Below are 14693 nucleotides of genomic sequence, written 5' to 3' on the forward strand. Positions count from 1 at the left end.
ATGTTTTTATTTAATCACAGTAGGAGGTAGAAAGATGCCAATTAAACTTGGAATAATAGGCTATGGTGGAATGGGAATGTGGCATCATAAAAACGCACCAAAAGTTAAAGGTGTAGATGTAGTGGCGGCGTACGATATTGATGCATATCAAATCGATGTAGCGAAAAAAGCTGGACTTAGAGGATATGATAAGTTGGATGAATTTTTAAAAGATGAGGAAGTAAATACCGTATTAATTGCAACTCCCAACGATGTGCATAAGGATCTTGCAGTGGCATCAGCAAATGCTGGAAAGAATGTTATAGTTGAAAAGCCTGTTGCAATGTCAATGAAAGAAATAGATGAAATAATAGAGGCTGCAGAGAAGAACAGCGTGGTGTTTACAGTACATCAGAACCGCAGATGGGATAAAGACTTTAATAAAGTGAAAAAAGCCGTAGAATTAGGTATGATTGGTGATGTCTATACAATCGAAAGCAGAGTACACGGCGCAGGTGGATTAATTTACGGTTGGAGGAATAAAAAAGAGTGCGGCGGCGGGATGCTTTTAGATTGGGGCGTCCACCTTATAGATCAGATTTTGTATATGATCCCGAATAAAGTAGTCAGAGTCTACGCTGAACTATTTAGTGTATTAAACAAAGATGTAGACGACTATTTCAAACTGTTGATGAAATTTGACAATGGTTTATCTGCACAGATAGAAGTTGGAACATTTTGCCTAAAGCCATTGCCAAGATGGTTTGTGGGCGGAAATAAAGGGACACTGGTAGTAGATGATTTTGAAGGACATGGTGAAATTGTCAAGCTAAATAAGCTTGCAGACAAATTTGATGCGGAAATAGTAGAGACGACGGCAGGACCGACCCGCACATTTGCACCGAGACCAGAAGAAGTAAAAGATCATTTTGAACTTCCAGATGTAAACACAGAGTGGATAGAGTTTTATGAGAATGTCCGCGATACGATTGAAGGAAAAGCAGAGCTTATAGTAAAACCAGATGAAGTAAAAAGAGTTTATTCGATAATAGAAGCTGCATTTAAATCAAACTATATAGGAAAAGCTGTTGAGCTATAAAATGATATCCCCTATGCATAATGCACAGGGGATTTTTTATATCATATTGAAAAGAGCATCTTTTTCTTGGAAAAACCTCATTATATAGCATATTTCATCATCTGGTATTATTATAGAATATTTTGTGTTTAAATGTGTCAATGCTTTCTTTACTGCATTGTACAATGATTTGTTGCTTTTAATATATTCTTCTTTCCCTATATACTTAATGCTTTTTTCTCCTTTTTTGATTCTGCTTACCATAAAAGCAAAGTGAAGTATTATGCCAAGTAGCATGTCATCATCAAAGCAAATCGACAGCGTGTCGCAAAGCTTCATTATTGTGTTTTGTATGTCGCTATATAGCTCTTCTCCGTCAATATTATCGATGTTTTCCTTTAGGACATTGCCCATTTTGATAAGGGTTGTCTTAATATCTACTATTTCTTGCAATTCTTTCATGACTTTCAAGCTTAAAACGTCATTCATGCTGTACTGTTTAATATTAGTTTCCAATGGGAAAGACGATACGATAAAAGCTATTTCCATGTTTTCCTGTATTTCATCAATTTTCTTAATTGTTATGTGCTTATCAAGGCTGTCAATTGGTATTATCTCAAATAAATCTTTGTCGTACTTTAAGTTGTTTTTCAAGAAGCTTTTAATCGCAACAGAGGCGCCTTCACCAGTGAGACATGCTGTTATGATTGCGATTTTCTTTTTGTCGCTTATCAGTGGGGCGAAATCCATGTTGTTCTCCATATAAGAATTTATGGACTGTACGCTCATGTAAATATTGTTAAGAGGCATGCCTAATAACGCTTTTCTGGTAGCTTCAATGACGTGGAGTGTGGAAATAAGCGGTATAACTTTTACTGGCACGTTAAACTCTTTTTCAATCGTTTCGCCAAACGTTGTAAGGGAGCCCATGTCTACTAAGAGAAGATATCCTGCCTGATTCATATCATTTCTCACGTAATCTTTTAAAGTTTCTAAGACTTCAAGAGGACTTTTGTCAAGATGAGCGTCTAAGCCTATTGCATAATTTTCACCCAGTAGCTTGTTGGCCACATCTGCCATGGATGTGGCAGTAGAATTGCCATGAGCAATTATGATAACTTTAACTTTCTCGTTTTGCTTATTGATGTATTCCTTGTCGGACATGAGAAATATTGCGATAAATCCAGCTTCATCTTCTGGAATCGAAACGTTCAAATATTTCTCTATGATTTTTTTAGCTTCCACTGCAACTTCAAATTCTCTTGGGTACAATTGCTTTATTTTTGACAGTTGGGGATTTACAATAGGCTTATTTTTATTGACCCTTTCAATAAGCGTGTTTAAGTGTAAAGCCAGTGCAGTATAGCTGTTTTGGCTGAGATCTTTCCCAAGAAGTTCGGATACAAGTTCTGCGATCCTATCTGTAATGCTTATTATGTCTTCTCCTAAAATATGAATCAAATTCTGCTTGTTTTTCTCCTCAGTTATACCGTATATCTGCTTGTGGAAGTACTTTGCTATGTCTTTCTCCAAAATCGATTCAATGTCTATATCAGATATACCTTTTGCTTTAAGCTGCCTTAGTCTGTCGTTTATTATCTCGTAAATGCTGTTATCGTTAGATGCAGTTGGAATTTCCTCTATTTCGTTTGTAGGGGAAAACTTAAAGAACTCTATATCGTCACCTATGACTTCATTCCACAGCATCCTGTGCTGTTTATCTGTGTATAATCCTTTCTTTATATAGTCTGGCAAGTCTCTACTGCAGATCCTTATGTCATTTTTCTTATTAGTCAAAAATTCTGAATAGACTTTTGCACATATAAGCTTGACATCGCTTTCTAATTGACCGATGTTGTTTGGACAGTCATATGAACAAAACGCTCTCATGGAATTAAGGGACACGAATATATCTCTGTTTAGCTTTATGCTTTCATGTTTAAAGAACCTTTTTAAAATGTAAAACCTTTCTTCTAAAGTCCTTTCTCGAAGTGGCGGTATTTTAATTATCATCGGTATTCTTCTTGTAAATGTATTTAAAAGGGATGAAGAAGGATCCTCAGTTGTAGCCGATATGATCAATACGTCAGATGTCCTGTTTTCCACATCGCCAACTCTTCTAAAATACCCAGTATCGAGGAAAGTGAATAAGATCTCCTGCCCTTCAGGCGGCAAGCGATGTACTTCATCAAGGAATAAGATTCCTCCATTTGCCTTTTCGATTAGTCCTTCTTTGTCGGTATCAGCACCTGTGTAAGCGCCTTTTTTAACCCCAAATAGCTGTGCTGTCAAAAGTTGAGGATTGTTGCTGTAATCTGCGCAGTTAAAAGCTATAAAGGGAGCGTCAGGCTTTTTTACTCCCATATCTATGGCATACTTGTGCATTATTCTCGCAAAAGTAGATTTTCCCACACCTGTTTCACCTAATATTAAGCAGTGTATTCCTTTGGGAGGATATAAAATAGCAGCTTTTGCCTGTTCACCAGCTTGTTTTAGGCTTATATTGTTTTTAATAAGCATGTCCAGCTCATACAATTTGCTGTCACTGGAATTGCTTTTTGTGTTTTCAAACACAGGTGAAAACATCACTGGCCTGCCATCTGACTTTACGACTTTTCCTTCCTTGCACAAAAGATTTAACTCATGACTAACGTTTGCTCGCGACATATTTAGCTCATTTGCTAATGTCATAGCGTCTATACCGTTTCCATTGCTTAGCTCTATTAATTTTTTTAAAATCAAGTCTTTTCTCTTCAATTTAAAGATCCCCTTTGCCATAAGTAACTTTCTATACCTATATCTTATTATATATTTCGCAATAAGTTTTTCAATAGTGATTTACTGGATTAAACACTATTAAAACATTAAAACACTAATAAAAAACAATAAAACAATATGCAGATTTTTATTAAACACTAATAAACACTACTCGCTTTAAAGTGCATGGACGGCATAAATTGCGGCCTTTTTACGCAGTTTAGTGTTTTGGCATGGTTTTTGCATATATTATTTAGTGAACCCCAAAATAGATAAAACCAATTCAAGGAGGAAAATAATATGGATTTGCAGCAAATAGTTATGGAAATCATTATACAATCAGGTGAAGCAAGAGCATATGCACATGAAGCGCTTAGAAAGGCATATGACGGCGAATTTGAAGAAGCTGAAAAACTTATGTCCCAGGCTAATGAGGCTATTGAGAAGGCACATAATGTGCAGACCAGCATGTTGCAAAAAGAAGCATCGGGCGAAAAATTAGATTTTTCTATATTGTTCGTGCATTCACAAGATCATCTTATGACTGCTATATCAGAGAAAAATCTCATATCAGAGATTATTGAGCTTAGAAAGATGTTGGAGCCAGTTCTTCATACATGCGTGACAAAATAAAAATCAAACACTAAATAGGAGGATAAAATGATTAAAGCGGTACAATTTTTAAATCAAGTTCAAGCAGGATACGGAACAGATGAAAAAATGAATATGGAACCTCAATCTCAGTTTGGTGCTATAGGATTGGGGATGCTTTTGAAAAACACCATGATGAGAAACGGCGGTGACATAATTGGCACCGTAATATGTGGTGATAACTATTTTCTTGAAAATAAGGATGAAGCTATTGAAAAATTATTAAGCATGATAAAGGCGTTTAATCCAGATGTTGTCATATGTGGTCCTGCATTAAATTACAAAAGATACGGTGATTGCTGTGGATATTTGGCAGAAGCCGTCATAGAGAAATTAAATATTCCTGCATTTGCGGCTATGTCAAAAGACAACACAGGTACAGAATTGTTCAGAAAAAAGATATATATCATAGAAACTCCAAATAGAGGCGGTATAGGACTAAACGATTCATTAAGAAAGATATCAAAGTTTGCAGTAAAGTTGGCTCAAGGACAGCCTATAGGATCTCCTGAAGAGGAAGGATATTTTCCGCAGGATTAAAAGAGGTGATACCGATGTTTTTGGATTGAATACTTTTGCTTTCAAGGGATTTCCCTCTTTTTAAGATGTTTTAATAGTTCTTGTCTTGATATTTAGTAGGGAAATCCTTGAAGATAAAATGCAAAATTGCTTTTACAAACAAAGCTTTTTGAAAGGAGGGAAAACGTTAATGCTTAAGATTATTCTATTTTGCTCTTCAGGTTCATCCACAAGCATGTTGATTGGAAGAATTGAAGAAGCAGCAAAAGCAAGAGGCATAGAGGTGGCTGTCGATGCATATCCTGAGGCACAGATGGAAAAATACGTTGAAGAAGCAGATGTGGTTCTTTTAGGTCCGCAGGTAAAATTCATCCTGCCAAAAGCAAAGAAAATATGCAGTGAAAAAGGTGTGCCTGTAGATGTGATAAATCCAGTCGTCTACGGCATGATGGATGGGGAAAAAGTGTTAGACCAAGCTTTAAGCATGGCTAATAAATAGTTCTCATTTATAAGTTTTAAAAACAAAAATCCAAATTTAAGATAAGGAGTGTTATAAAATGAGTAAGTTTACAGATTCGCTTGAGGAAAAATTGATGCCTATAGCGGGCAAAATCTCTGAAAATAGGTACTTGACATCAATTCGTGATGGCTTTATGCTTGCTGTTCCACTCATTACAATAGGTGCTGTTTTCTTGTTGCTGGCGTTTTTGCCGATACCTGGATATTCTGATTTTATGGCAAAGGCTTTCGGACCAAACTGGAATACATTCTTTATGAGGCCCTTTGAGGCTACAATGTCAATAATGAGTATATTTGTAGTATTTGGCATTGCATACAGCCTCGCAGGGCATTACAAGATTGATGGTTTAAACACGGCTGCAACTGCACTCGTTGCATTTTTGATATTTACACCGTTTATAGTTAATTATACACCTGAAGGAGCTAAAAAAGCAATTCAAGTAAGCGGCGGCATACCAGTTGACTGGATGGGCTCAAAAGGTCTGTTTGTAGGCATTTTAACGGCAATACTGTCAGTTGAAATCGTAAGATTTGTTATAAAAAGAGGCTGGGTAATTAAGATGCCAAAAGGTGTTCCACCTGCAGTTGAAAAGGCTTTCTCTGCGTTGATTCCTGCGGCTATAGTTGCTATCATCATCGATGTTATAAGAATGCTGTTTGCTATGACATCTTACGGTACAATACATCAATTTATTTACACAGTGTTGCAGATACCTTTGACAAGACTTGGCGATACACTGCCTGCTACGCTGATTGCTAACTTCTTCGAAGGACTTTTCTGGTCGTTTGGTATACATGGCGCAAACGTAGTCGGATCTGTCATGGGACCAATATGGTTGGCACTTGCAGCAGAGAACTTACAGGCATTCCAAGCTGGTCATCCAGTTCCACACATCATAACACAGCAGTTCCACGATATGTACATGCTGGTAGGTGGCTCAGGAAGCACATTAGGACTTGTACTTGCTATGCTTTTCTTCTCAAAATCAAGACAGGTAAAAACAGTTGGAAAACTTGCTATAGTTCCTGGTTTATTCAATATCAATGAACCTGTAATATTCGGACTTCCAATTGTTTTAAACCCAATAATGGTAATACCATTTATATTGACGCCGATGATCTTAGCTACTTTGACTTACATCGTCATGTCAATAGGTCTTGTTGGGCACCCAACAGGTGTTGTAATACCATGGACGACACCACCTATCATTGGAGGACTTTTGGTGTCAGGTTTTAGCGGTGCTATATGGCAAATAATCGAATTAGTGATTTCATTTTTCATATACTTGCCATTCTTAAGAGTCGTAGATAGACAGTACCTTGAACAAGAGCAAGCAATGGCTGTTGAAAGCCAAAAAGGCTGATATAATTGCAATTAGGCGGTTACAGTCGTAATCGTCTAATTGCTTTAAACATTTTAAAAGGTGTAAGGAGATAAAATTTATGGGTGTTTTGGAAGAACTAAAAATAAGCCTTTTTATGCCTCAAAATTACAAAAGATTAAAAGGCGAATCTATAATAAAACTTCTCAGATTTGACCTTATCTTGACGATTTTTGGTGTTATCTATTTAACGCTTATAAAACTTATAATATCACTATTTACAGGCAATTTTTCAGTATTTTTAAATAGCTATTTAAAACTATCAATAAAAAATATTGCATCTTCACTAATATTTCTATACATTGGTTTGATAGCGTCGTCGCTTGTGCTATCACTTGTCTTTTATGTTGTGGTACTTATAAAGAAACAAAAAGAATTGAACTATTACGATTTGATAGTTTATGCGACGCATGCACTGGCAATATGTATTGTATTGGAAGAATTCTTTGGCCCCTTAGTGATAGTATTTTCCATAGGTTATCTTCTAATATCATTAGGTGGGGAAAAACTTATTACAAACTATGTGACTAACAAAGCAAGAGGAGGAAAGAAAAATGGCAAAAGAGTATAAATTTCCAGAAGGTTTTTGGTGGGGTTCTGCCACATCTGCAACACAGATAGAAGGTGCTGCGAGTGAAGACGGAAAAGGAATGAATGTATGGGATTACTGGTACAAGCAAGTGCCAAACCGTTTTTTTAACGGTGTAGGACCCGAAGTGACGTCTGATTTTTACCACAGATATAAAGAAGACATAAAATTGATGAAAGAAATAGGTCACAATTCATTTAGATTCTCTATATCGTGGTCAAGATTGATTCCTGGTGGAGTAGGTGAAGTAAACAAAAAGGCAGTAGATTTCTACAATAATGTAATAAACGAGCTTTTAGAAAATGACATTATGCCCATAGCTACTTTGTTCCACTTTGATATGCCGATAGAGATGCAGCACATTGGAGGTTTTGAAAGCCGTCAAGTTTTGGAGAATTACAAGAATTATGCCAAGACATGCTTTGAGCTTTTTGGAGATAGAGTGAAAAGATGGATTACTTTCAATGAACCGATAGTTCCAGCAGAAGGAGGATACCTTTATAATTTTCATTATCCAGACATTGTGGATTTTAAGAAAGCTATACAGGTGTGTTTCAATACTGTGCTGGCAAGTGCAATGGCAATAAGCGAGTTTAAAAAGTTAGAGATTAAAGATGGTAAAATAGGTATTGTGCTGAATCTTACTCCTTCATATCCTCGCAGCAACCATCCTGCAGATTTAAAAGCGGCAGAAATAGCTGATCTTCTCTTTAATAGAAGCTTTTTAGATCCATGTGTAAAAGGAGAATATCCAGATAAACTTGTAGAGCTTTTAAAAAGCTACAATCACTTGCCGGTATATACGGAAGATGATCTTGAACTTATAAAAAATAATACAGTTGACTACCTTGGAGTAAATTACTATCAACCAAGAAGAGTAAAAGCAAAAGAAAACATGCCAAATCCTTATGGAGTATTTACACCCGACTGGTTTTTTGATGAGTATGTAATGCCGGGAAGAAGGATGAATCCGTACAGAGGATGGGAGATATACGAAAAAGGAATATACGATATCCTGATAAATGTAAGGGACAATTATGGAAACATTGAATCGTATATTTCAGAAAACGGCATGGGTGTAGAAGGAGAAGAGCGTTTCATAAAAGACGGTGTAATCCAAGATGATTACAGAATAGATTTCATCAAAGGTCATTTAAAATGGCTTCATAAGGCGATTGAAGAAGGATGCAATGTAAAAGGCTATCACCTGTGGTCTTTCATGGACAACTGGTCATTCCTAAACGCCTACAAAAACCGCTATGGACTCGTATCAGTCGATATAACCACACAAAATAGAACCATCAAAAAAAGTGGATATTGGTATAAAGAATTAGCGAAAAATAATGGATTTAGTGAATAAAATTAAATTTCTCTCTGTTTTAAAGCCTTCACAAGTGGTGAGGGCGTTTTTTTATGTTTGATTTACAGCTTATTCGGAAGAGAAAGTATGAAGTCGTTATAAAAAAAATAAAAAAATTTTTAAAACAAAGAAGGAATTTTAGAAATGACGTCGAATATATTTATATATAAGATGTACGTACAATAATAAATTTATATGTAATTTATAAGCACGTAGATGAAATTGCCTTACAATTGCTGATAATCTAAGGGAAAAATTCTAAGCATAAAAATTTTTAAAAAAATTTTAAAAGACAAGGAGGAATTTTAAAAAACATGTAGAATATATATTAATATAAGATGTACGTATAAATTAAAAATATCATTTTAAATGTATAGATAAGTATTTGTTTATGTGAAATAAACTTTTAAATTAAAGGAGTATATGTATGTTAGCAAAAATCGTTATCAATGTAGATAACAAAAAGGGTAAAATCAGTAAAAATATCTATGGTCATTTTGCTGAGCATTTGGGAAGATGTATTTATGGTGGCTTTTGGGTTGGAAAAGATTCGGAGATACCCAATATAGATGGGATTAGAAAAGACGTTGTTGAAGCATTAAAGAAGATCAAAGTACCTGTGTTGAGATGGCCCGGTGGATGTTTTGCGGATGAATACCATTGGAAAGATGGCATAGGCTCTTATGAATCAAGGCCCAAGATGATTAATGTGCATTGGGGTGGTGTAATCGAAAACAATCACTTTGGTACGCATGAATTCTTTGAACTATGTGATCTATTGGATGCAGAGCCATATATTTGTGGCAATGTTGGAAGTGGCACAGTTCAAGAGATGAGAGAATGGATAGAGTACATGACATTTGATGGAGAATCGCCAATGGCAAATTTGAGAGCCTCAAATGGAAGAAAAGAACCGTGGAAGCTTAAATACTTTGGTGTTGGAAATGAAAGTTGGGGCTGCGGCGGTAATATGCGCCCAGAATATTATGCTGATGTATATAGAAGATATTCAACATATGTCAGGAATTTTGGTAGCAATAGGATATTTAAAATTGCTTGTGGACCTAATACAAACGATTATAATTGGACAGAAGTGTTGATGAGAGAAGCTGGAAAGCACATGGATGGCATAAGTTTGCATTACTATACAGTACCAGGCACATGGGAAAGAAAAGGCTCAGCTACAGATTTTGATGAAGAAGAATGGTTTATGACTATGAAGAAAGCTTTGTACATGGATGAATTAATAACAAAACATTCCACTATTATAGATAAATATGATTCTGAAAAAAGAGTTGCATTAGTTGTAGATGAATGGGGTACATGGTATGATGTAGAACCAGGCACAAATCCGGGGTTCTTGTATCAACAAAATACAATGAGAGATGCTTTGGTTGCAGGCATTCACTTTAACATATTTAATAAACATTGCGATAGAGTAAAGATGGCTAATATAGCACAGACTATAAATGTTTTACAAGCAGTAATTCTTACAGATGGACCCACAATGGTACTTACACCAACATATCATGTATTTGACATGTATAAAGTTCATCAAGATGCAGAATTATTAGATTTTAATATCGATACGCCTGAATATAATATAGATTCAAAAGAAAGCATTCCTCAAGTAACAGCAACTGTTTCTTCTGATGATAGTGGGAAAATTCATATTTCTCTGTGCAATCTAAATCCTGAAAAATCGGTAACAGTGGAATGTGAATTTAGAGGAGCAAAAGTAAGTAAAGCAACAGGTACAATTTTAAGTGCTGATGAAATGAATGCACATAATACTTTTGACAATCCTAATAAAGTTGTACCAAAAGAATTTGATGAAATTAAAATTGTTGAAAATAGGATAGTCATGACATTGCCTAAGATGGCTGTTGTAGGGGTAGAAGCGAGATGAGTAAAAATGATTTAAGTAGTTTATTTTATAATTTGGTTTCATAAGGATTTTTCCATTATAGTTAAAAAGACAAACTAAATATGTTTTAGGCATCTGAGTGGAAAAATCCTTTGAAATAAATTAATATCCAATATAATTATACAATCAATTACACAAAAAATAAATGAAAGGAGAGTTTATCAGTGAAAAAAATGAAAAAAATTATTGCCTCAATTTTAGTTCTTGCAATGTTATTTTCATTAAGCGCATGTGGCAATAGCAGTTCAAACAAGACAGCACAGAATAATGGCACTAATAGCAGCAATTCAACAACTCAAAATTCAAATTCTAATAAAAAAATTAAAATTGGTGTATCTATTTGGAGCTCAACAGACGTTCTTGGTAGTCAAGTCAAAAAAATGCTTGATTATGCAGCAAATGCACTTGGCGTAGAATTGATGTATGTAGATCAAGGACATGTTTCTGAAAAGGTTACGGCCAGTGTCAAAACGTTAGCTGCTGCTGGATGCCAGGGAATAATAATTTGTAACTCTGCTGATTCGGAAATGGCATCAGCGATTCAAACTGCTGATCAATATCATGTATATCTCGCACAGTTTTTCCGTATAATCAGCAAAGATAGAAGCCCACAAATATATGAACAAGCACAAAAATCTAAATACTATGTTGGTGCAGTTCATGAAGATGAAGTCGTAAATGGATATAACCTTGCAAATATCTTGATAAACAAAGGTAAGAGATTTATAGGTTTAATAGGATGGAATCCAGGCGATGCTACATTCCTACTAAGATGGGAAGGCTACAAGAAAGCTGTTGATCAATGGAATCAAAATCATCCAAATGATAAAGTTTTCATGACAGAGCCTGTATATGCTGGTACAACTGCTGATGGTGGTGCGTCTGCAGCTACTTCATTGATGAATTCATATCCAAAGATGGATGCATTAATCGTTGCAGGTGGTGGAGGAGATCCTTTAGTTGGTGCATTAAATGCTATTAAGAATGCTGGAAAGACTGGTAAAATAGGTGTTGTTTCTACAGACTTTTTGCCTGACTTAGGACAAGAGTTGCAAAGCGGTGCAATGACTGCTGAATCAGGTGGTCACTTTGCAGATCCATTATACGCTTTTATGATGGTTTACAACGCAATAAGAGGCAAATACGTAAAACCTGAAAATAGTTTTTATGAGATAAAGTTCCCGTATCTATATGTTTCATCTCCAAGCGAATACAATGACTATCAGAAATACTTTGTAGATAGTTTGCCTTACAATACAGAAGAAATAAAAGCAATGGCAAATGATTCATTCCAGCAATTAGCTGAGCAAGCATTGAATTTGTCTATAGACGATGTGAAGAAACGTCATGGTGGACAATAAGATTTAATAAATTAGATTAAGTTTCAAAAAGGCCGTCAGTCGTAGCGGCTGACGGCAAAATACAAATTAGGCGGGTGATAATGATGAGTAGTAGTACGGATTTTGTCAAAAGAAAAAGTATTGATGTATACTTTAAAAAATATTTTGGTATTTTATTGTTAATATTACTTACAGTAATCTTTTGGTTTATTTTTAAAGTGATTTCACCGCATAATTTTGGAACTCCAGGAAGACTTTTATCATATTTTCAGTCAAGTTTAATTTATGCGGTTGGTGGATGTGGTTTATATTTCATCGTTGCCATGGGATTATGGGATTTTAGCATTGGTGCTAATCTTGTTTTATCATCAATATTAGCATGCTATTTTTCACAACATTATGGATATTTAGGGTTAATTTTAGCACCTATTGTTAGTGGAACATTGATAGGTTTATTGAATGGTATTGTCTATATAAATTTTCATATACCTTCAATGATTGTTACTGTTGGACTTTCACTAATATATGAAAGTTTAAGTGTTTTTGCGACACAAGGACAAGAGCAAATCTTAGGGCCCAATTATCGTGCTTTTGGGACATACCCATATAATGTAATTTTAGCAATATGTGCTTTTATATTTGTGAGTTTAGTCATTAAATACACTAAAATGGGAACTTATATGTATGCAATAGGCAGCAATGAATATCTAGCCAAAAATATGGGTGTTGATGTAAATAGATTTAAAGTATTATCGTATGTGTTATGCGGTTTCTTAGTCGGTATTATGAGCATTCTAAATATCAGCTATGGGACTTCTATGACTGCGGCATCTGGCATGTCATCAATGAGCATGAATTTTACACCTTTAATGGGTACTTTTTTTGGGTTGTCATTTAGAAAATATGGAACGCCTGTAATAGCTATCATAATTGGTGAATTTATAATTTCATTAATTTTCAATGGGTTTGTTGCTATTGGTGCCCCAACTACAATTCAAAATGTTGTTACAGGAATAGCTTTGTTGTTGATAGTTACAATTACTACAAAACCAGTTAGAGGCATTGTTGTCAAGTGAGGTGAAAGATATTGAAAGAAGAAATTTTAAGAGTGGAAAAACTAAACAAATATTTTGGCAGTAATCATGTGGTAAAAGATGCTACTTTATCATTTAAAAGAGGGGAGATACATGGCTTAATTGGAGAAAATGGTTCTGGGAAATCTACATTGGTTTCTATGATATCAGGCATTTATGAAATAAACAGTGGGAAAATTTTTTTAGAAGACAGAGAAATTAAGGTAAGATCACTTGTTGAAGCAAATAGAAATGGCATCTCTATAATAGTCCAAGAAGCTGGTACAATATTGGGTTTAACTGTAGCGGAAAATATTTTTTTAGGTAATGAAGAAAAATTTATAAAACATGGCATTAAAAATATTGCTTCTATGAATAAAGAAGCACAAGAGTTATTGGAGAAATACGAATGTAGTAACATAAATGCGACAGATTTAATCGATAAATATAATTTTGAAGAGCGAAAACTTATCGAAATAATTAAAGCAATATATATTGGACCAAAAGTTTTTATTGTTGATGAAACAACTACTGCTTTAAGCCAAAATGGTCGTGAACTATTATATAAGCAGATGACACGAATAAAAGAAGAAGGAAATACTGTTATTTTTATTACTCACGATTTAGATGAATTAATCAAATGGACTGATCGCATTACTGTAATGCGTGATGGTGTAGTAGTTGATACAGTAGATAGTGATTCAGTGACGGAAGATGATATAAAAAGGTTAATGGTAGGAAGAGAATTAAGCGGACATTATTATCGTACAGATTACGAAAAACCGGTATTTAAAGAAACAGTTTTAAAATTAAGCAATGTAACTGTGCCAGGAAAGTTCGACAATATCAGCTTTGAATTACACAGAGGAGAAATACTTGGAATTGGTGGACTTAGCGAATGTGGAATGCATGAGGTAGGCAAAGCAATTTTTGGAGCATCATTTAATAGATTAGGCGATGTTATTCTTAATAATGAAGTTAAAATCAACTCTATTGAAGTTGCCATAAAAAATGGCATTGCCTATGTTTCAAAGGATAGGGATAATGAATCGCTTATAGTTAATGATACAATTTCAGATAATATTTGCATTACATCATTAGATGATTTAAAAGAACACAACATAATATTTAATAGTAAACTAAGTAAATTTGCTAATAAATACGCAGAAGTATTAAGTGTAAAAATGGAAAATGTCAATCAGTTGGTATCTGACCTATCTGGTGGCAATAAGCAAAAAGTTGCTTTGGCAAGGTGGATTGCTAAAAATTCTGAAATATTTATATTAGATAGTCCAACCAGAGGTATTGATGTTAAAGTTAAAGCTGATATTTATGATCTGATGACTGAGATGAAAAATCAAGGCAAATCAATACTTTTAATTTCTGAAGAAATTTTAGAATTAATAGGCATGTGTGACAGAATTTTAATAATGAAAGATGGAAAAATCAACGGAGAATTTATGAGGGACATTAATTTGACAGAAGAAGATTTAATAATGAAAATGATTTAAGTGAGGGT

12 protein-coding genes are annotated in these 14693 nt (G+C 34.7%); 11 read left to right on the forward strand and 1 reads right to left on the reverse strand.

What is annotated here, in order from left to right:
- Positions 1-34 precede the first annotated feature (34 nt).
- Complete coding sequence (locus THEXY_RS02840; RefSeq protein ID WP_013787343.1) at positions 35-1078, forward strand: Gfo/Idh/MocA family protein; 1044 nt, start codon at positions 35-37, stop codon at positions 1076-1078.
- A gap of 36 nt (positions 1079-1114) precedes the next feature.
- Here the strand turns inward: THEXY_RS02840 and THEXY_RS02845 are convergent, their stop codons facing one another.
- On the reverse strand, positions 1115-3814 hold the full coding sequence (locus THEXY_RS02845; protein ID WP_041592061.1) for a sigma-54-dependent transcriptional regulator: 2700 nt from the start codon (positions 3812-3814) through the stop codon (positions 1115-1117).
- Between the two features lie 300 nt (positions 3815-4114).
- Between THEXY_RS02845 and THEXY_RS02850 the strand changes: the two genes are divergently transcribed.
- From THEXY_RS02850 to THEXY_RS02895, 10 genes are all read left to right on the forward strand, one after another.
- Positions 4115-4447 carry a PTS lactose/cellobiose transporter subunit IIA gene (locus tag THEXY_RS02850; protein ID WP_013787345.1) on the forward strand — a complete coding sequence of 111 codons (333 nt, stop codon included), beginning with the start codon at positions 4115-4117 and terminating at the stop codon, positions 4445-4447.
- Between the two features lie 27 nt (positions 4448-4474).
- Entirely contained in the window at positions 4475-5005 is a 531-nt protein-coding gene (locus THEXY_RS02855; RefSeq protein WP_013787346.1) for a glycine/betaine/sarcosine/D-proline family reductase selenoprotein B, read from the forward strand.
- A 169-nt stretch (positions 5006-5174) separates the two neighbouring features.
- Positions 5175-5483 carry a PTS sugar transporter subunit IIB gene (locus tag THEXY_RS02860; RefSeq protein ID WP_013787347.1) on the forward strand — a complete coding sequence of 103 codons (309 nt, stop codon included), beginning with the start codon at positions 5175-5177 and terminating at the stop codon, positions 5481-5483.
- A 58-nt stretch (positions 5484-5541) separates the two neighbouring features.
- Positions 5542-6867, forward strand: a complete 1326-nt coding sequence (gene celB, locus THEXY_RS02865; protein WP_013787348.1) for a PTS cellobiose transporter subunit IIC — start codon at positions 5542-5544, stop codon at positions 6865-6867.
- Between the two features lie 79 nt (positions 6868-6946).
- Entirely contained in the window at positions 6947-7456 is a 510-nt protein-coding gene (locus THEXY_RS02870; RefSeq protein WP_013787349.1) for a hypothetical protein, read from the forward strand.
- Positions 7440-8834 carry a glycoside hydrolase family 1 protein gene (locus THEXY_RS02875; protein WP_013787350.1) on the forward strand — a complete coding sequence of 465 codons (1395 nt, stop codon included), beginning with the start codon at positions 7440-7442 and terminating at the stop codon, positions 8832-8834. The genes THEXY_RS02870 and THEXY_RS02875 overlap by 17 nt, the downstream gene beginning before the upstream one ends.
- A gap of 427 nt (positions 8835-9261) precedes the next feature.
- Positions 9262-10743 carry an alpha-N-arabinofuranosidase gene (locus tag THEXY_RS02880; RefSeq protein ID WP_013787351.1) on the forward strand — a complete coding sequence of 494 codons (1482 nt, stop codon included), beginning with the start codon at positions 9262-9264 and terminating at the stop codon, positions 10741-10743.
- A 191-nt stretch (positions 10744-10934) separates the two neighbouring features.
- Positions 10935-12122 carry a sugar ABC transporter substrate-binding protein gene (locus THEXY_RS02885; RefSeq protein WP_041592189.1) on the forward strand — a complete coding sequence of 396 codons (1188 nt, stop codon included), beginning with the start codon at positions 10935-10937 and terminating at the stop codon, positions 12120-12122.
- Between the two features lie 83 nt (positions 12123-12205).
- Entirely contained in the window at positions 12206-13177 is a 972-nt protein-coding gene (locus THEXY_RS02890) for an ABC transporter permease (RefSeq protein ID WP_013787353.1), read from the forward strand.
- 11 nt (positions 13178-13188) lie between these two features.
- Positions 13189-14685, forward strand: a complete 1497-nt coding sequence (locus tag THEXY_RS02895) for a sugar ABC transporter ATP-binding protein (protein WP_013787354.1) — start codon at positions 13189-13191, stop codon at positions 14683-14685.
- Positions 14686-14693 lie beyond the last annotated feature (8 nt).

The organism is Thermoanaerobacterium xylanolyticum LX-11 (genome assembly GCF_000189775.2).
In the GTDB taxonomy this organism is placed as follows: Bacteria; Bacillota; Thermoanaerobacteria; order Thermoanaerobacterales; family Thermoanaerobacteraceae; genus Thermoanaerobacterium; species Thermoanaerobacterium thermosulfurigenes.

What these genes read in the sequence shown, in the direction of transcription:
- THEXY_RS02890 (WP_013787353.1), top strand. Translation starts at nt 12,206, where the DNA reads ATGAGTAGTAGTACGGATTTTGTCAAAAGAAAAAGTATTGATGTATAC.
- THEXY_RS02840 (WP_013787343.1), top strand. Translation starts at nt 35, where the DNA reads ATGCCAATTAAACTTGGAATAATAGGCTATGGTGGAATGGGAATGTGG.
- THEXY_RS02875 (WP_013787350.1), top strand. Translation starts at nt 7,440, where the DNA reads ATGGCAAAAGAGTATAAATTTCCAGAAGGTTTTTGGTGGGGTTCTGCC.
- THEXY_RS02870 (WP_013787349.1), top strand. Translation starts at nt 6,947, where the DNA reads ATGGGTGTTTTGGAAGAACTAAAAATAAGCCTTTTTATGCCTCAAAAT.
- THEXY_RS02855 (WP_013787346.1), top strand. Translation starts at nt 4,475, where the DNA reads ATGATTAAAGCGGTACAATTTTTAAATCAAGTTCAAGCAGGATACGGA.
- THEXY_RS02885 (WP_041592189.1), top strand. Translation starts at nt 10,935, where the DNA reads ATGAAAAAAATTATTGCCTCAATTTTAGTTCTTGCAATGTTATTTTCA.
- THEXY_RS02880 (WP_013787351.1), top strand. Translation starts at nt 9,262, where the DNA reads ATGTTAGCAAAAATCGTTATCAATGTAGATAACAAAAAGGGTAAAATC.
- THEXY_RS02850 (WP_013787345.1), top strand. Translation starts at nt 4,115, where the DNA reads ATGGATTTGCAGCAAATAGTTATGGAAATCATTATACAATCAGGTGAA.
- celB (WP_013787348.1), top strand. Translation starts at nt 5,542, where the DNA reads ATGAGTAAGTTTACAGATTCGCTTGAGGAAAAATTGATGCCTATAGCG.
- THEXY_RS02860 (WP_013787347.1), top strand. Translation starts at nt 5,175, where the DNA reads ATGCTTAAGATTATTCTATTTTGCTCTTCAGGTTCATCCACAAGCATG.